This is a genomic window from Lentzea sp. NPDC054927 (assembly GCF_053610285.1).
Window position 1 is genome coordinate 1 of record NZ_JBSGXZ010000033.1, and the last position, 16,960, is coordinate 16,960.

Genomic DNA, 16,960 nt, shown 5'->3' on the forward strand with positions numbered 1-16,960 from the left:
GTGTCAACTCGACGAAAAGCGTGTCGAGTTGACACCCCTGCCTGGTTGCAGCAAGTGCTGGGCACGACTCGTGACGGGACCACCCACCGGAACCTCCCGTTTCAAGCGTTAAGGACGCCTCGGCTTCGCCATCGGGTCGCCTCGCCTGCGGCATCGGCTTGAGGTCTGCCTTCTGGATCGCTGTTGATCGTCCATTTGGCACTGGTGGCCGTTTAATCGGATGGAAACTGTCTTGTCCGAGGGCGCCCTACAGCACATTGAGACGGTTAGCAGCTAACGTCTCCCTGTGGCAGACGACTTGAGCACCACCATTGCCGAGGCCGCGCGGTTACTGGCCGGCGCCCGTGATGTGACCTTGCTTAGTCACATCAATCCCGACGCTGACACGCTCGGGAGTGCCTTGGCGGTGGGCCTTGCGCTGCACCGGCGTGGGGTGAGCGTGCGGGTGGCGTTCGGTGAGCCGGAGACGGTGCCGGAGTCGCTTGAGGCGTTGGACGTGGCTGGGCTGTTGGTTCACCGGGATGAGGTGCCTGCGCGTCCCGAGTTGCTCGTGGTCATGGACACCGGCAGTTTGCAGAGGCTTGGGCCGCTGCAGGATCGGGTTGCTGGTTGCACGGGGCCCGTCATCGTCATTGACCACCACGTGTCGAACACTCGGTACGGGACGTTGCACTGCATTGACGAGCACGCGGAGGCGACTGCCCTCATCGCGTTGAAGTTGCTCGACGAGATGGACGTTGAGATCGACGAGCCCATTGCGCGGTGCATTTACGCCGGGCTCGTCACGGATACCGGGGGTTTTCGGAAGGCTGGGCCTGCTGCTCACGAGACGGCTGCCCGACTGCTTGAGACCGGTGTGGACGCTTACAGCGTTACGCGGCCGTTGATGGACGCGCATCCGTTTGCGTACTTGGGCATGTTGTCGCGTGTGTTGGCTCGGGCTGAGTTGGATCAGAAGGCCGCGCACGGGCTGGGGTTGGTGCACGCGGTGGTTGGGTTGGACGACGCGCGTGGTGTTCGTAGTGAGGAGGTGGAGAGCGTGATCGATGTTGTGCGCTCTGCTTCCGAGGCTGAGGTGGCGGCCGTGTTGAAGGAGTTGCGGCCTGGGTTCTGGTCTGTGTCGTTGCGGGCTGTGAGCCGGGTCGATGTTCGTGAGGTGGCGCAGGTGCTCGGGGGTGGTGGGCATCGGCTGGCGGCCGGGTTCACCTTCGACGGCGCCGCGGAGCAGGTCGTTGCCGCGCTGAAGGGCGCGTTGGAGCGGGTGGAGTCATGACACGGACAGGAAGCCCGCGGCTGCTGCGGGAGATCAACGACCGGGCCGCCATCGAGACGTTGCTGCGCAGCGGCGCGATGACGCGGGCCGAGTTGGAAGAGGTCATCGGGCTTTCCAAGCCTGCGACGGCACAGTTGCTGGCGCGGCTCGAGGAAGACGGCATGGTCGTGCGCACCGGGCTGCGTGGTGGTGGGCGTGGGCCGCGCGCGCAGATGTGGGCGGTCAACGGTGGCGTTGGGCACGTGGCGGCGGTGGCGTTGACGCCCGAGCTGATCGACGTGGCCATCGCGGACATCACCGGGTCGTTGCTGGCGGAGCACAGCGCGCCGATGCCCAAGGAAAACACGTTGCAGGCGTTCCGCGAGACGGTGCAGAAGGCCGCGGCGCTGGCCGGTCTCCGGCTGGACGCGCTGTCGCACGTCGTGGTCGGCACGCCCGGCGCGGTCGACCCGTCGACCGGGCACCTCGGGTTCGCACCGCACCTGCCGGGGCTGGTGGACGTCGACCTGCCGTCGACGTTGCGCGAGCTGCTGGGTGCGTCGGTGTCGATCGAGAACGACATCAACCTCGCCGCGCTGGAGGAGATGAGCTCCGGCAAGGCCGTGGGCGTGCGGAACTTCGTGCTGTTCTGGCCCGCGGACGAGATCGGCTCGGCGGTGGTCATCAACGGCGTTCTGCTGCGCGGCGTCACCGGCGGCGCGGGCGAGATCGACTCGATGCAGATCCCCGGCGGCCGCTACGGCGACCAGGTCGACAGCGACGCGATCGTGGCCCTGGCTGCTTCGCACGGCATCTCGGCGAACTCCGGTCTGGAGGCCGTCGCACACGCCCTGACCTCGGGAACCGAAGGTCGCGAGTTCTTGTCGGACCTCGCTCGTAGAATCGCTTTGGGGTTGGCGAACGTCGTCTGCGTGCTCGACCCGGAGCTGGTGCTCCTGTCGGGCGGCGTGGCGCAGGCGGGCGGCGAGACCTTGTGCGAGCTGGTGGCCGCAGAACTGCTGAAGCTGGTCGTGCCGCGCACCCCGGTCCAGCTCGCGCAGATCACGGCGAACCCCGTGCGATCAGGAGCGCTGCACTCGGCGCTCGCGGTGGCGCGGGAGCAGGTGTTCGGCCTGCCGCAACGGGCGTAGGCGCGGCGGCGCCGGACCCCCGGTGGCATGGGCGACGTGGGCCTGGTCGCTCGATCGGGTGAAGGTGGCCCGAGAAGTGTCCTGAAACGCTGTTACCAATCCCTCGCGTAGGAGGAAGCGCGGGGGAGCGGAACAGAGGTGAGTGCGTGCCGCCGGTAGTTGGATGGGGTGCGGCCGGTTCGGCTGGGGCTGGACCGGCTGGGGCTGGACCGGCTGGGGCTGGACCGGCTGTGGTGGGTCGAGTGGTCGAGCTGGGGGCTGGACGGCTGCTGCGGGCTGGGGTGCCTTGCGGTTGGCCGGGTCGCTGGGTGCTGCGGCTGGACGGCTTGCGGCTGGACGGGTGCTGCGGTGGGCCGGGTGGCTGAGGTGCACCGGGGCCTGAGGTGGACCGAGGCCTGAGGTGGACCGGGTGGTCGCCGGCTGCCGGGCACGCCTGACTGCACGGGTCGGGTGGTGAGCTGACCCGCTGCGGTTCGGGTTCGGGATGGTCGCCGCCCGTGGAATGGCACGTCTGACCGCATGGCTGGAGCGCCGGGGTCGGTTCGGATGGGTGCTCGGGGCCGCGGGCCGGTGCGGCCGTGGTGGGGCCGGTGGGCCGTCAGGGCGGACAAGTGCGCTGCGGCGGCGAGCTGGTGCGCTGCGGCGGCGGGCTGGAGCGCGGCGGCGGGCCGGAGCGCGGCGGCGGGCTGGAGCGCTGCGCCGGGGGTGGGGTAGTGGGCGCCGTCACCGGTTGTGGAGGCGGGTGAGCGCATAGGTTCGGTGCGTGGAGGATCGGGTTCCCGCGCGGCGGGTCATCGGGCTGGCCGTGCCTGCGTTGGGTGTGTTGGCGGCTGAGCCGTTGTACGTGCTGGTCGACACGGCTGTGGTTGGGCACCTTGGGGCGCTGCCGTTGGCTGGGTTGGCGTTGGGCGGTGTGTTGCTCACGCAGGTGTCTACGCAGCTGACGTTTTTGTCGTATGGCACTACGGCTCGCACGGCTCGGTTGCATGGGGCTGGGCGGCGGCGGGAGGCCGTTGAGGAGGGGGTGCAGGCCACCTGGCTGGCGTTGGCGGCTGGGGTGTTGGTGGTGGTGCTGGGGCAGGTGTTCGGGCGGCCGTTGGCTGAGTTGCTGGCCGGTGGTGGGGCTGTGGCGGATGCGGCGGTCGAGTGGGTTCGCATTGCGTTGTTCGGGGCGCCGTTCATCCTGGTGACGATGGCCGGCAACGGGTGGATGCGTGGGGTGCAGGACACGCGGCGGCCGTTGAAGTACATCTTGGTGGGCAACGGGATCAGTGCTGTGTTGTGTCCGGCGCTGGTTTACGGGGCCGGGTGGGGGCTTGAGGGGTCGGCCGTCGCGAACGTGGTGGCGCAGGTGTTGTCGGCCGGGTTGTTCTTCCGGGCGTTGGTCGCTGAGCGGGTGCCGTTGCGGCCGCATTGGGGGGCCATGCGCGCGCAGTTGGGCATGGGGCGCGATTTGGTGTTGCGGAGTTTGGCGTTCCAGGCGTGTTTTGTCAGTGCGGCTTCGGTTGCTGCGCGGACGTCTGTTGCGGCTGTGGGGGCGCATCAGGTCGTGTTGCAGTTGTGGACGTTTTTGGCGCTTGTGCTTGATTCGCTGGCGATTGCGGCGCAGTCGTTGGTGGGGGCGGCGTTGGGGGCGTCGCGGCGGAAGCAGGCGGAGGCGTTGGCGTGGCAGGTCACGCGGTACGGGTTGGTCTTCGGGATCGGGCTCGGGGTGGTTTTCGCCGCGCTGGCTCAGGTTTTGCCGCAGGCGTTCACGTCGGATGCCGGTGTGCTGGGCGAGATTCCGAACGCCTGGTGGTTTTTTGTTGCGCTGCAACCGATTGCGGGTGTGGTTTTCGCGTTGGACGGGGTGTTGCTGGGCGCTGGGGACGTGAAGTTCATGCGCACGGCGACGCTCGGGTCCGCGGTGATCGGCTTCTTGCCGTTGGTGTGGGCCTCGTACGCGTTCGGGTGGGGGCTCGCCGGGATCTGGACCGGGCTGTCGGCGTTCATGGTGTTGCGGTTGATAGCCGTGGTGTGGCGCACGCGCTCGGGGGACTGGGCGGTCGAGGGCGCGGTCCGGTAGGGCGAGGACCAGCGGGGATTCGGGGCGACAGGCCTGCGGGGTGTGAGGCGGCGCACGGGCGGAACGCCCGAACGGGCGCTGTGTCCGACCTCACGGCATGAAATCGTTACCAAGAAGGTTGTTTAGGCGATGTAACTAATGTCTGCCCGCCTCCGACCTGGGGAGAGTGCCGTCTTGCCAGCGGTCGATCGCGCCACCCGAACCTCGTGGCTGATCTGGACCACCGCCGTTTTCGTCTACTTCGCCGCCGTCTTCCACCGCAGCACGCTCGGCGTGGCCGGGTTGGAAGCGAGTGAGCGGTTCGGGCTCGGGCCCGCGCAGCTCGGTGTGTTCACCGTGCTGCAGATCGGTGTCTACGCCCTCATGCAGATCCCCACGGGTCTGCTCGTGGACCGCTTCGGTCCGCGCAAGATCCTCACCGTCGCCGCGTTGCTCATGGGCACCGGCCAGCTGTTGTTCGCCGTCGCCGACTCGTACGGGCTCGGGCTCGTCGCGCGGGCCGTGCTCGGCATGGGTGACGCGATGACGTTCATCAGCGTGATCCGGCTCGTGGCCACGCACTTCCCGCCGCGCCAGTACTCGCTCGTCGTCGCGGTGACGGCGGCGCTGGGTGGTGTCGGCAACCTCGTCGCCACCGTGCCGCTGACGCTCATGCTCGGCTCGATCGGGTGGACCTGGGCGTTCCTCATCGCGGGCGGCCTCACCGCGGTCTACTCCGCCGTGGCGTTCCTGCGGGTGCGTGACGTGCCGGACGGGTTCGTCGCGCCGAAGCCGGAGGTCGTGCCGTTCAAGCGGATCTGGCCGAAGGTCCGGCAGGCGTGGGGCGTGCCCGGCACCCGGCTCGGGTTCTGGGCGCACTTCAGCACGATGTCGACGCCGGCGGTGCTCGGTCTGCTGTGGGGGTATCCGTACCTCGTCCAGGCGCAGGGCATGTCGGCCAAGGCCGCGTCGTCCACGCTCGGTCTGCTGGTCATCGGCGCGATCGTGACGAGTCCGATCATCGGCGCGCTGTTCTCGCGCAACCCCGAGTGGCGCATGCCGATCGCGGGCGGGTTCCTGGCTTTCGCGCTCGTCGGCTGGGCCGTGCTGTTGCTGTGGCCGGGCGGGCACGTGCCGGGGCCGGTCATCGCGGTCGTGTTCCTCGTGCTGACCGTGGGCGGGCCGATCTCCGGTGTCGCGTTCGCGTTGGCGCGCGACTACAACCCGTCGCACCGCCAGTCCACCGCGAGCGGGCTGGTCAACGTCGGCGGCTTCCTCGCCGTGACGGTGACCGCGCTCGGTGTCGGCGTGCTGCTGGACCTGCTCGAGAACCTCATGACCCCGCAGAACGCGTTCCGGATCGCGCTGAGCTTCTGCGTGATCGTGCTCGCGTTCGGCGGCTGGCGGATGCTCGTGTGGTGGCGGCGCGCGCGTGCGGCGGTGTTCGCGGCGGAGGAGCGTGGTGAGACGGTGCCGGTGCAGTTGCGGCGCCGTCGTTGGGACGCTCTGCGCGTCGCTTAGGATTCCCGGCCGTGAAAGCTTCTGTTGCACCGGGCCTGGTCGTCGTCGACAAGCCGGACGGCATGACCTCGCACGACGTGGTGGCGCGGGTGCGCAGGATCCTCGGCACCCGCAAGGTCGGGCACGCCGGCACGCTCGACCCGATGGCGACCGGCGTGCTCGTGCTCGGCATCGAACGCGCGACGAAGCTCCTCGGCCACCTCGCGCTCGACAGCAAGGCCTACCTCGCGACGATCGTGCTCGGCGCGTCCACCACCACGGACGACGCCGAGGGCGAGGTGCTGTCCACTGTGGACGCCTCTGGCGTGACCGACGAGGCGATCGCCCCCGAGGTGGCGAAGCTGACCGGACCGATCCAGCAGGTGCCGTCCGCCGTGTCCGCGGTGAAGATCGACGGCAAGCGCGCCTATGCACGGGTGCGTGCGGGCGAACAGGTCGAGATCCCCGCACGGCCGGTCACGGTGCATCGCTTCGACGTGCTGTTCACGCGCCGTGAGGACAAGACCGTCCTGCTCGACGTGATGGTCGAGTGCTCCTCCGGCACCTACGTGCGCGCGTTGGCCCGTGACCTCGGTGCGGCGCTGGGCGTCGGCGGGCACCTGGGTGCGTTGCGGCGCACCAGGGTCGGGCCGTTCGACCTGCGCGTGGCCAAGACCCTGGAGCAGCTGGAGGAGACGCCCGGCCTGTCGCTCGACCTGGACTCGGCGGTGGCCACGGCGTTCCCGCGCCGGGAGATCGACCCGATGGAGGCTTCCGCGCTCTCGCACGGGCAGCGGCTCACCGCGGGCGGGATCGACGGCACCTACGGGGTGTTCGGGCCGGACGGGCACGTCATCGCGCTGGCCAAGGACGAAGGCCCCGCGTGCAAGCCCGTGGTCGTCCTGAGCCCCGCTGGATGACCCCGCGCAGCCGGCAGGTCGTAGGCTGATCACCGTGCAACGCTGGCGCGGACTAGACCACCTTCCCGGCGGCTGGGGCCGCTGCGTCGTGACCATCGGCGTGTTCGACGGTGTCCACAAAGGCCATCAGGCGCTGATCGGGCGCGCGGTGGCCCTCGCGGAGCAGCGCGGGCTGCCGGGTGTGCTGATGACCTTCGACCCGCATCCCTCGGAGGTGGTGCGGCCCGGCAGTCACCCCGCGCAGCTCACGACCCTGCGGCGCAGGGCGGAGCTGGTGGAGGAACTGGGGATCGACCACTTCGTCGTCGTGCCGTTCAGCCTCGAGACGTCCCGGATGCCCGCGGACGAGTTCGTGCACGAGGTGCTGGTCGAGAAGCTGCACGCGGCGGCTGTCGTAGTAGGTGAGAACTTCACTTTCGGGCACAAGGCGGCGGGTAACGTCGCGATGCTGCGCCAGCTCGGGCAGCGGTTCGGATTCGTGACCGAGGGGGCTGATCTGGTGTCCGCTGACGACGTGACGTACTCGTCGACCTACATCCGGGCGTGCATCGACGCCGGCGACGTGAAGGCGGCCGCGGAGGCGCTGGGGCGCCCGCACCGGCTGGAGGGAATCGTCGTCAAGGGCGACGGGCGGGGCAAGGACCTGGGGTTCCCGACCGCCAACCTGTCGACGCCGAAGTTCGCGGCGGTGCCGGCCGACGGCATCTACGCCTGCTGGTTCACCGACGCCAAGGGCAAGACCCTCAAGGCCGCGGTGAGCGTGGGCACCAACCCGACGTTCTCCGGGCGTGAGCGCCGCGTCGAGGCCTTCGTACTGGACGTGAACGAGGACTACTACGGGCAACGGGTCGCGGTGGACTTCGTCGACCGGCTGCGCGAGATGGAGAAGTTCGACTCCGTGGAGGCGCTTCTCGAGCAAATGCATCGAGATGTAGACCGAACGAGGGAACTGCTGACCGACTCGTGACCGTCAGATTGGGCGAAGCGGACGTGAGGGCGTCCACAGGCTGGCAGGATGCTGGTCGGAATACGGCTACGGGAGAGGCCAAAGTGGAGGACCACAAGATCGTTCAGCGCAACCTCGCCCTGCAACGGGAGTGGTACGGGGAGCCGCTGGGTGACCGCGTGCGCCGGCTGGTCGTGGCCTTCAACGTGTCCCAGGCCCAGCTCGCGGACGTGCTGGGAATCAGCGCGCCGATGCTCAGCCAGGTGATGAGCGGGCGCCGCGCCAAGATCGGCAACCCGTCCGTGCTCGCCCGGATGATCATGCTGGAGCGCAAGGTGCTCACGCCCGACGTGGCGACCGGGGCGCCGGAGGCGTTGCAGCGCGCGCTCGACGACGTGCGCGAGTCCAAGCCGACCGTGTCCCGCGACTCCCTGACGGTCAACGGCGAGGAGAGCGTCGCGTACCCGGTGCTGCGCCGCGTCGCCGACCGGACCGAGCTCCAGCAGGCAGCGGACATGCTGCACGAGGAGTTCCCCGCGATCGCCGAGCTCTTCCGCCGCGCCATCCGGGCAGCAGGTCGTTGACTTTCTTCACCGCGCTCTACCCGCCTCAGCACGTGATCGACGAGCTCGAAGCCGTCCTCGATCGAAGCCACGACGTGGAGTGGACGAAGCCGGAGAAGTGGCACATCACGTTGTGCTTCCACGGTGAATCCGCTGATGAGGAACGCTTCAAAGCGCTCGAAGGCCACGAGGTCCCGGAAATCCGGTTGAAGGACTTCGGCAACTTCCGCGGCAAGGTCCTGTGGGCAGGAATTCACGGCGATTTAAATCAGTTGGCACGGGCAGCGGGTGCGAACGACAATTGGTTCGCGCACCTGACGGTGGCGTACGGGTACCGGGGACAGTCGATGCCGGCCTTCCTGAGCAGCCCGTGGCAGCCGACCGAAGCAGTGCTCGTGAGCAGCGCCGACGGCGTCTACACACCCGTGGATCGGGTGGGGTTGCGCACGTCAGCGCGCCGCTGACCACCGTGCCTGATAGCCTTCGCAGTTGGGTCTGGCTGCGGTCCGTGGCGGCCAGTACCGGCTACCCCGGCCAGCAATTCGGCGGGCGTGGGGCCGCACGGACCTGAACGAAGTAGGAGAAGTACCTAGTGGCACTGTCCACGGATCAGAAGAAGTCCATCCTCGGTGAGTACGGTCTGCACGACTCGGACACCGGCTCCACCGAGGCCCAGGTGGCCCTGCTGAGCAAGCGCATCGCTGACCTCACGGAGCACCTGAAGCAGCACAAGCACGACCACCACTCCCGCCGTGGTCTTCTGCTGATGGTCGGCCGTCGCCGCCGTCTGCTGAACTACTTGACCAAGGTGGACATCAACCGCTACCGCGCGCTGATCCAGCGCCTCGGTCTGCGCAGGTGACACTTGCCGAGGGGGAGTGACCGGCCGGTCACTCCCCCTCGGCGCACAGCCGGGTGTATACAGATCCCCGGCTGCAAAGAGGAAAAAAATAGGGCCCCGCATCGCGCGAAGCAGTTATCGCCGGTCCTCGGTAGTGGTCCCCTGGTGGAAGAGCCCCAGGAGACTTCGATCGAAGACCGGCCTCGTCAAGAAGCGTGTTGCGGTGTCCAAAAGACGAGGAGTAACAAGTAAATGACGGACATCGAGGTCCACGAGGCGACTGCCGTTATCGACAACGGCAAGTTCGGCTCGCGCTCCATCCGCTTCGAGACCGGGCGCCTCGCGCGTCAGGCCGCCGGCAGCGTGGTGGCGTACCTGGACGACGAGACCATGCTTCTGAGCGCCACGACGGCGTCGAAGCACCCCAAGGAGCACTTCGACTTCTTCCCCCTCACGGTGGACGTCGAGGAGCGCATGTACGCCGCGGGCCGCATCCCCGGCTCGTTCTTCCGGCGTGAGGGCCGTCCGAGCACGGACGCCATCCTCACCTGCCGCCTGATCGACCGTCCGCTGCGCCCGTCCTTCGTGGACGGCCTGCGCAACGAGATCCAGGTCGTCATCACGGTGATGAGCCTGAACCCGAAGGACCTGTACGACGTCGTGGCGATCAACGCCGCGTCCGCGTCCACGCAGCTCGCCGGCCTGCCGTTCTCCGGCCCGATCGGCGGCGTCCGCGTCGCGCTGATCGAGGGCCAGTGGGTGGCGTTCCCGACCTACGAGCAGCTCGAGAAGGCCGTGTTCGACATGGTCGTCGCGGGTCGCGTGGTCGCTTCCGGCGACGTCGCGATCATGATGGTCGAGGCCGAGGCCACCGACAACGTGATCGACCTGATCGGCGAGGGCGCTGTCGCCCCCACCGAGGAGGTCGTGGCCGCCGGTCTCGAGGCCGCCAAGCCGTTCATCAAGGTCCTCTGCGAGGCCCAGGCGCAGCTCGCCCAGGTCGCCGCGAAGGCCACCGGCGAGTACCCGACGTACCCGGCCTACCAGGCCGACGCGTTCGAGTCCGTCGAGCAGTCCGCCTCTGCCGAGCTGGCCCAGGCGCTGACGATCGCGGGCAAGGCCGAGCGCGAGACCAAGCTCGACGAGATCAAGGCCGCCACGCTCGAGAAGCTGGCCGAGCAGTTCGAGGGTCGCGAGAAGGAGGTCGGCGCGGCGTTCCGCTCGCTGACCAAGAAGCTCGTGCGCCAGCGCATCCTGCGCGACCAGATCCGCATCGACGGCCGTGGCCTCACGGACATCCGTGACCTCGGTGCCGAGGTGGCCGTGATCCCGAGGACGCACGGCTCGGCGCTGTTCGAGCGCGGCGAGACCCAGATCCTGGGTGTCACCACGCTGAACATGCTGCGCATGGAGCAGCAGATCGACTCGCTCGCCCCGGAGACGCACAAGCGTTACCTGCACCACTACAACTTCCCGCCCTACTCGACCGGTGAGACCGGCCGCGTGGGTTCGCCGAAGCGCCGCGAGATCGGCCACGGCGCGCTGGCCGAGCGGGCGATCATGCCCGTGCTGCCCAAGCGCGAGGAGTTCCCGTACGCGATCCGTCAGGTCTCCGAGGCGCTGAGCTCCAACGGCTCGACCTCGATGGGCTCGGTCTGCGCGTCGACGCTGTCGCTGCTCAACGCCGGTGTCCCGCTGAAGGCCCCGGTCTCCGGCATCGCGATGGGCCTCGTCTCCGACGAGGTCGACGGCGAGACCCGCTACGTGGCGCTGACCGACATCCTCGGTGCCGAGGACGCGTTCGGTGACATGGACTTCAAGGTCGCCGGCACCAAGGAGTTCGTGACGGCGCTGCAGCTCGACACGAAGCTCGACGGCATCCCGTCCGAGGTGCTGGCGGCGGCGCTGGGCCAGGCCCGCGACGCTCGCTACACGATCCTCGAGGTCATGGCCGAGGCCATCTCCGACCCGGACGAGATGAGCGCCTTCGCGCCGCGCGTGACGTCGGTCAAGATCCCGACCGACAAGATCGGCGAGGTCATCGGCCCGAAGGGCAAGATGATCAACTCGATCACCGAGCAGACCGGTGCCGACATCTCCATCGAGGACGACGGCACGATCTACGTCGGTGCGGCGGACGGCCCCTCGGCCGAGGCCGCGATCGGCATGATCAACGCGATCGCGAACCCGCAGCTGCCGAAGGTCGGCGAGCGCTTCCTGGGCACCGTGGTGAAGACCGCGGCGTTCGGCGCGTTCGTCTCGCTGCTGCCCGGCAAGGACGGTCTCGTCCACATCTCGAAGCTGGGCAACGGCAAGCGCATCGCGAAGGTGGAGGACGTCGTCAAGGTCGGCGACAAGCTCCGCGTCGAGATCGCCGACATCGACCAGCGCGGCAAGATCAGCCTCGTCGTCGTGAACGAGGACGCTGCCGAGGCGCCCGCCGACGCCCCGGAGGCCGTCGAGGCCACCGAGGCTGCTGAGGCGGCTCCCGCGCAGTGAGTGCGACAGACAACAACGTGACGGCCGCGGGTGCATCCACCCGCGGCCGTCCGCGTACCGGACGGTTGGGGCACCTCCAGCGGCCGGGCAGCACGCGGGTGCTCGAGATGTCCGCCGGCTCGGAGGTGCGGCGCAGCATGCTGCCCTCCGGCCTGCGGGTCATCACCGAGCGCATCCCCGGCGTGCGGTCCGCCTCGGTCGGACTGTGGGTGCAGGTCGGGTCCCGTGACGAACGGCCCGAAGTCGCGGGTGCCGCGCACTACCTGGAACACCTGCTGTTCAAGGGAACCGCGCGCCGGTCGGCGGCCGGCATCGCCGAGGAGATCGACGCGGTCGGCGGCGAGCTGAACGCGTTCACCGCCAAGGAGCACACCTGCTACTACGCGCACGTGCTGGACGAGGACCTGCCGCTCGCGGTGGATCTGGTGTCCGACGTGGTGTTCGAGGCGATCTGCGGTCCGCGTGACTTCGAGACCGAACGCGGAGTCGTGCTCGAAGAGATCGCGATGCGCGACGACGACCCCGAGGACCTGCTGCACGACGCGTTCATCGAGGCGTTGTTCGGCGGGCATGCGTTGGGGCGCCCGGTGCTGGGCACCGAGAAGTCCATTCAGGACATGGAGAGGGACAACCTCTACTCGTTCTACAAGAAGCGCTACACGTTGCCGCGCATGGTTTTCGCCGTCGCGGGCAACATTGAGCACACGCACGTCATGCGCCTGGTGCGCAAGGCGATCGGTGATCGGCTGTCGCGGGAGGGCAGCGCGGTCACGCCACGGGCGGGTCGCGCACGCATCGCCGACGCGCGCAAGCTGGTGCTGCACACCGATGACACCGAGCAGGCGCACATGATGCTCGGCATGCGCGGTATCGACCGCCACGACGAACGCCGGTTCGCGTTGAACGTCCTGAACGCGGCCATCGGCGGCGGCATGAGCTCCCGGCTGTTCCAGGAGGTTCGCGAACGGCGAGGTCTGGCCTACCAGGTGTACTCGTCGGTCGGCCTGTACGCGGACACCGGCACGTTCGCCGTCTACGCGGGGTGCCAGCCCGATCGGCTGGGCGAGACCGCCGGCGTCATCCGCGAGGTGCTCGTGGACGTCGCGCGGGGAGGACTCTCCGACGCGGAAGTGGCGCGTGGCAAGGGACAGCTGCGCGGTGCGCTCGTCCTGGGTCTGGAGGACACCAGCTCCCGGATGTCACGCATCGGCAAGTCCGAACTGAACTACGGCGACCACCTGAGCGTCGAGGCGACCCTCGCGCGCATCGACGAGGTCACCGCCGACGAAGTGGCGCTGCTCGCACGTGATCTGCTGCGCCGGCCCGTCGCCGCGGCGGTGGTCGGACCTTACGATCACGCTGACGATCTGCCGGACCAGGTACACGAGGTGATTGCATGATTCGCGTCGGAGTTCTCGGCGCGCGGGGCCGCATGGGTTCCGAGGTGGTCCGCGCGGTCGAGGCCGCGAAGGACATGGAGGTCGTGGCGGCGATCGACGCCGACGACCCGTTGCAGGCTCTCGTGGACGCGGGCGCGCAGGTCGTCGTCGACTTCACGCACCCCGACGTGGTGATGGGGAACCTGGAGTTCTGCATCGCCAACGGGATCCATTGCGTGGTCGGTACTTCCGGCTTCGACAACGAGAAGCTCGCTGCGGTGGAACAGCTGCTGGCGGAGCGTTCCGACGTCGGCGTGCTCGTGGCGCCGAACTTCGGCATCGGCGCCGTGCTGCTGATGCGCTTCTCGGAGATCGCCGCCCGCTACTACGAGTCGGCCGAGATCATCGAGCTGCACCACCCGCGCAAGGCGGACGCGCCTTCCGGCACGGCCGCCCACACCGCGCGCCTGATCGCGGCGGCGCGGGAGGGCATGGACCCGATGCCCGACGCGACCACGCAGGAGGAACCGGGCGCGCGCGGTGCTGTCGTCGACGGCGTCCGGGTTCACTCGCTGCGGATCTCCGGGATGATCGCGCACCAGGAGGTCGTGTTCGGCGGGGAGAGCGAGACGCTGACGATCCGTCAGGACTCGTTGCACCGCACGTCGTTCATGCCCGGTGTCGTGCTGGGAGTGCGGGAGATCGTCGGTCGTCCCGGGCTCGCGGTGGGCCTCGACAAGTACCTGGACCTGTGAAGGTCCGCGTCACCGTCGGGGTGCTGATCGCGGCTCTCGCGGTCTACTTCGTCCTGCTCACCGGCCGGGCTGTCGCTCTGCTGCGGACCGGTGAGCTGGTCGGGATCCTCCTCGGCGTGGGTGTGCTGATCCTGCCGTTGCTCGGCGTCTGGCTCGTCTACTCGAACCTGCGGTTCGGGTGGGAGACCGAGAAGATGGCCCGCGAGCTCGACGCGGACGGGCTGCTGCCCGACGTCTCGCACCTGCCTCGCCGTCCGTCCGGCCGAGTCGACCGGGACGCCGCGGACTCGTGGTTCGAGGAACGGCGGGCCGAGGTCGAGGCCGCACCGGAGGACTGGCGGATGTGGTTCCGGCTCGCCTACGCCTACGACATCGCGGGGGACCGCGGCCGGGCGCGCGAGACCATGCGGAAGGCCATCGAGCTGCACGCCTGATCGCGCGGTCAGATCAGGACCTGGGCTTCACCGCCGTCGGCGAACAGTTCGCTGCCGGTCACGAAGCTCGACTGGTTCGTGGCGAGGAACAGCGCTGCCTCGGCGATCTCGTCGGGCTGTCCCACGCGGGCGAGCGCGACCCTGCTTGCTTCCCGCTCGAGCATCGCGTCGACGCCCGCGGGGGTGTTGGCCAGCGCGTTCTTGAGGCCGGTGGTCTCGGTCGGACCCGGCACCAGCGTGTTGACGCGGACGCCACGAGGCGCGAGTTCCAGCGCCCAGACCCTGCTGAGCTGGCGGATGGCGGCCTTCGTCGCGGAGTAGGTGCCGAACGCGGCGGTCGCGCGGGACGCCGAGGTCGAGCCGAGGGTGATGATCGACGCGTCGGCGTTGAGCAGCGGCAGCGCCTTCTGCACGGTGAAGGCCGTGCCGCGCACGTTGATCCGGAAGTCCGAGTCGAACGCCTCCGGGGTCAGTGTCTCGATGCTCTCCATGGCCGCGGTGCCACCGGCGTTCGCGACGACCACGTCGAGGCCCTTGCCGTGCTCGGCGATGCGGGCGAACAACCTGTCGAGGTCGTCCAGATCGGACACGTCACTGCGGACACCGACAGCTTTCGGGCCGAGCCGGGCCACGGCCGCGTCCAGTTCCGGCTGACGCCTGCCGGTGATGAAGACGTCGGCTCCTTCCGCGATGAACCGCGCGGCGATCGCGAGACCGATACCCGACGTGCCACCCGTGACCAGCGCCGTACGTGAAGCAAGCACACCCATTTGACCGTCCTCCTGAGCTAGTTCTGTACCTCTCGGTCCAAAACTAGCCAGTTATGGACCGATCGGTCAACAACGGCTATCGTTGGGGGCGTGGCACGACCGAGGCAGTTCGAGGAGCAGGACGTCCTGCGCGACGTTCGCGACCAGTTCTGGGCCGCGGGCTACGCGGCCACCTCGCTGGAGGACCTCACGCGGGCGTCCGGGCTCGGCAAAGGCAGCCTCTACGGCGCGTTCGGGGACAAGCACAAGCTGTTCATGCGGACGCTCGACGACTACGTGACCGACTCGTGCGCATCGCTGCGGCAGAACCTGGAGGAGTCCGAGCGCGCCGTCGACGGGCTGCGCGGGTTCCTCCTGGCCGGAGCCCTGTCCCTGGTCCAGGGTTGCTACCTGGCCAACAGCACCACCGAACTCGCCGCCACCGATCCGGAAGTCGCGGCGAGGGCACGCGAGGCGTACGAGCGCATCGTCGGGCTGGTCGCGGCCACCGTGGAACGGGCGCAGCGCGAGGGTGATCTGCCGGCCGGGATCGAGCCGGCGGCGTTCGCGCGCACGCTGCAGGCGGCCCAGCAGGGCATCGTCTACATGGGACGCAGCGGTATGCCCGCCGAGCAGTTGGCCGAGGTCGCGGAGGACCTCGTGGCCAGGCTGCTTCCGATCAGCCGTTGATCACGGCGGCGATCAGTTCCGCAGCCAGATCTCCCTTCTGCACCACCAGCACGTCCTCCAGTCCGAGCCACTCGGCCATGTGCTTCAGCTCCCCGGCCAGCTCGGCCGCCACCCGTGGCCGGTCGACGCCCTCCTCCGCGAACGCCGACTGCACCCGCAACACCCCGGCCGCTCGATCCGCCTTGATGTCCACGCGCGCCACGAGTTCGCCGTCCAGCAGGAACGGGAACACGTAGTAGCCGTGCACCCGCCGCGGCTCGGGAACGTAGATCTCGATGCGGTACCGGAAGCCGAAGATGCGCTCGGTCCGCGCCCGCTCCCAGATCAGCGGATCGAACGGGCACAGCAACGCGCGCCCGAGCACCCTCCGCGGGGCCTTCGCGTCGACGTGCCGGTAGCCGACCCCGCGCCAGCCGTCGACCGACACCGGTTCCAGCACGCCGTCCTCCACCAGGGACGCCACCGCGGCCTGGGAACGGCGCGGGTCGAGGCGGTAGTAGTCGCGCAGATCCGGTTCCGTGGCCACCCCCAACGCCACCGCGGAGCGGGTGACCAGTTCGCGGGCGCCCTCTTCCGGCGTCCACTTCTGGGACAGGACGTCGGCGGGAATGACGCGTTCGGTCAGGTCGTAGAGGCGCTCGAAGCTGCGGCGCGTGCCCGTCGTCAGGATGCCGACGCCGAACAGGACCTCGCACACGCGCTTGACCTCGGACCAGTCCCACCACGGGCCCTTCGACCGGCCGGAGTCGCCGATCAGCGCCTTCTCCAGCGCGCCGGCGCCGATCGGGCCGAGCTCCTTCACCGCGGCCAGCACCTCGTCGACCAGCTGGGGCGAGCGTTCGAGGATGGTCTGGTAGTTCTGCCACCAGCCGCGCTTCTTCGCGCCCGAGTGGAACAGCGGCCAGTCGAGCACCGGCACCAGCGACGCCTCGTGGGCCCACGTCTCGACCAGCATGCGGGGCTTGCGGGTGGAGTGCGTCCACGCCGCCTCGTCCAGCAGCGCCGGGTCGTAGGAGCCCAGGCGGGAGAACAGCGGCATGTAGTGCGCGCGCACGGCCACGTTCACGGAGTCGATCTGCAGCAGCTGCACGCGCGAGAGCACGCGTTGCAGGTGTCTGCGCGTGGCTGCTGCGGGCCTCAGGTCGGTGAAGCCCTGTGCGCCCAGCGCGATCCGACGGGCCACGTCCGCACTCATCCTCTGCACGCGGCCGATGTTGCCACGCACCCCTGACAATTC

17 protein-coding genes are annotated in these 16,960 nt (G+C 69.0%); 15 read left to right on the plus strand and 2 right to left on the minus strand.

All coding sequences use genetic code 11. The annotated features are described in order from the left end of the window. Positions 1–286: 286 nt before the first annotated feature. The 14 genes from ACWGE0_RS32420 (at position 287) to ACWGE0_RS32485 (ending at position 14,284) form a co-directional block, all read left to right on the plus strand. Positions 287–1,273 (plus strand): DHH family phosphoesterase, encoded by a 987-nt coding sequence (locus ACWGE0_RS32420; RefSeq protein ID WP_452264717.1) that lies wholly within the window; start codon positions 287–289, stop codon positions 1,271–1,273. Next, entirely contained in the window at positions 1,270–2,403 is a 1,134-nt protein-coding gene (locus tag ACWGE0_RS32425; protein WP_452264718.1) for an ROK family protein, read from the plus strand. Before ACWGE0_RS32420 ends, ACWGE0_RS32425 begins: the two co-directional genes overlap by 4 nt. Before the next feature lie 168 nt (positions 2,404–2,571). Next, positions 2,572–2,802 (plus strand): hypothetical protein, encoded by a 231-nt coding sequence (locus tag ACWGE0_RS32430; protein ID WP_452264719.1) that lies wholly within the window; start codon positions 2,572–2,574, stop codon positions 2,800–2,802. Between the two features lie 364 nt (positions 2,803–3,166). Continuing rightward, entirely contained in the window at positions 3,167–4,468 is a 1,302-nt protein-coding gene (locus tag ACWGE0_RS32435; protein ID WP_452264720.1) for an MATE family efflux transporter, read from the plus strand. A gap of 174 nt (positions 4,469–4,642) precedes the next feature. Continuing rightward, the gene (locus tag ACWGE0_RS32440) at positions 4,643–5,968 is read left to right on the plus strand and encodes an MFS transporter (protein WP_452264721.1); all 1,326 of its coding nucleotides are present in this window, start codon (positions 4,643–4,645) and stop codon (positions 5,966–5,968) included. 11 nt (positions 5,969–5,979) lie between these two features. Beyond that, positions 5,980–6,867, plus strand: coding sequence for a tRNA pseudouridine(55) synthase TruB (gene truB, locus ACWGE0_RS32445; protein WP_452264722.1), 888 nt, complete (start codon positions 5,980–5,982; stop codon positions 6,865–6,867). A 34-nt stretch (positions 6,868–6,901) separates the two neighbouring features. Further along, positions 6,902–7,834 carry a bifunctional riboflavin kinase/FAD synthetase gene (locus tag ACWGE0_RS32450; protein ID WP_319968764.1) on the plus strand — a complete coding sequence of 311 codons (933 nt, stop codon included), beginning with the start codon at positions 6,902–6,904 and terminating at the stop codon, positions 7,832–7,834. 83 nt (positions 7,835–7,917) lie between these two features. Then, positions 7,918–8,397 carry a helix-turn-helix domain-containing protein gene (locus ACWGE0_RS32455; RefSeq protein WP_319968763.1) on the plus strand — a complete coding sequence of 160 codons (480 nt, stop codon included), beginning with the start codon at positions 7,918–7,920 and terminating at the stop codon, positions 8,395–8,397. After that, entirely contained in the window at positions 8,394–8,840 is a 447-nt protein-coding gene (locus ACWGE0_RS32460; protein WP_452264723.1) for a 2'-5' RNA ligase family protein, read from the plus strand. Before ACWGE0_RS32455 ends, ACWGE0_RS32460 begins: the two co-directional genes overlap by 4 nt. A gap of 128 nt (positions 8,841–8,968) precedes the next feature. Further along, positions 8,969–9,238: a 30S ribosomal protein S15 gene (rpsO, locus tag ACWGE0_RS32465; protein WP_045318466.1), complete on the plus strand. Its 270-nt coding sequence runs from the start codon at positions 8,969–8,971 to the stop codon at positions 9,236–9,238. A 231-nt stretch (positions 9,239–9,469) separates the two neighbouring features. After that, positions 9,470–11,716, plus strand: coding sequence for a polyribonucleotide nucleotidyltransferase (locus ACWGE0_RS32470; RefSeq protein ID WP_452264724.1), 2,247 nt, complete (start codon positions 9,470–9,472; stop codon positions 11,714–11,716). Positions 11,717–11,823: 107 nt separating this feature from the next. Continuing rightward, complete coding sequence (locus ACWGE0_RS32475; RefSeq protein WP_452264725.1) at positions 11,824–13,116, plus strand: M16 family metallopeptidase; 1,293 nt, start codon at positions 11,824–11,826, stop codon at positions 13,114–13,116. Then, a complete protein-coding gene (dapB, locus tag ACWGE0_RS32480; RefSeq protein ID WP_452264726.1) occupies positions 13,113–13,850 on the plus strand; it encodes a 4-hydroxy-tetrahydrodipicolinate reductase in 738 nt (245 codons plus the stop codon). Before ACWGE0_RS32475 ends, dapB begins: the two co-directional genes overlap by 4 nt. Next, positions 13,847–14,284: a tetratricopeptide repeat protein gene (locus ACWGE0_RS32485; RefSeq protein ID WP_452264727.1), complete on the plus strand. Its 438-nt coding sequence runs from the start codon at positions 13,847–13,849 to the stop codon at positions 14,282–14,284. Before dapB ends, ACWGE0_RS32485 begins: the two co-directional genes overlap by 4 nt. 8 nt (positions 14,285–14,292) lie before the next feature. Here the strand turns inward: ACWGE0_RS32485 and ACWGE0_RS32490 are convergent, their stop codons facing one another. Further along, a complete protein-coding gene (locus ACWGE0_RS32490) occupies positions 14,293–15,054 on the minus strand; it encodes an SDR family NAD(P)-dependent oxidoreductase (RefSeq protein WP_452264728.1) in 762 nt (253 codons plus the stop codon). Positions 15,055–15,144: 90 nt separating this feature from the next. Between ACWGE0_RS32490 and ACWGE0_RS32495 the strand changes: the two genes are divergently transcribed. Then, on the plus strand, positions 15,145–15,723 hold the full coding sequence (locus ACWGE0_RS32495; protein WP_452264729.1) for a TetR/AcrR family transcriptional regulator: 579 nt from the start codon (positions 15,145–15,147) through the stop codon (positions 15,721–15,723). Here ACWGE0_RS32495 and ACWGE0_RS32500 read toward each other — a convergent pair. After that, the gene (locus tag ACWGE0_RS32500; RefSeq protein WP_452264804.1) at positions 15,713–16,918 is read right to left on the minus strand and encodes a winged helix-turn-helix domain-containing protein; all 1,206 of its coding nucleotides are present in this window, start codon (positions 16,916–16,918) and stop codon (positions 15,713–15,715) included. The two genes, ACWGE0_RS32495 and ACWGE0_RS32500, sit on opposite strands and share 11 nt — an antisense overlap. Positions 16,919–16,960 lie beyond the last annotated feature (42 nt).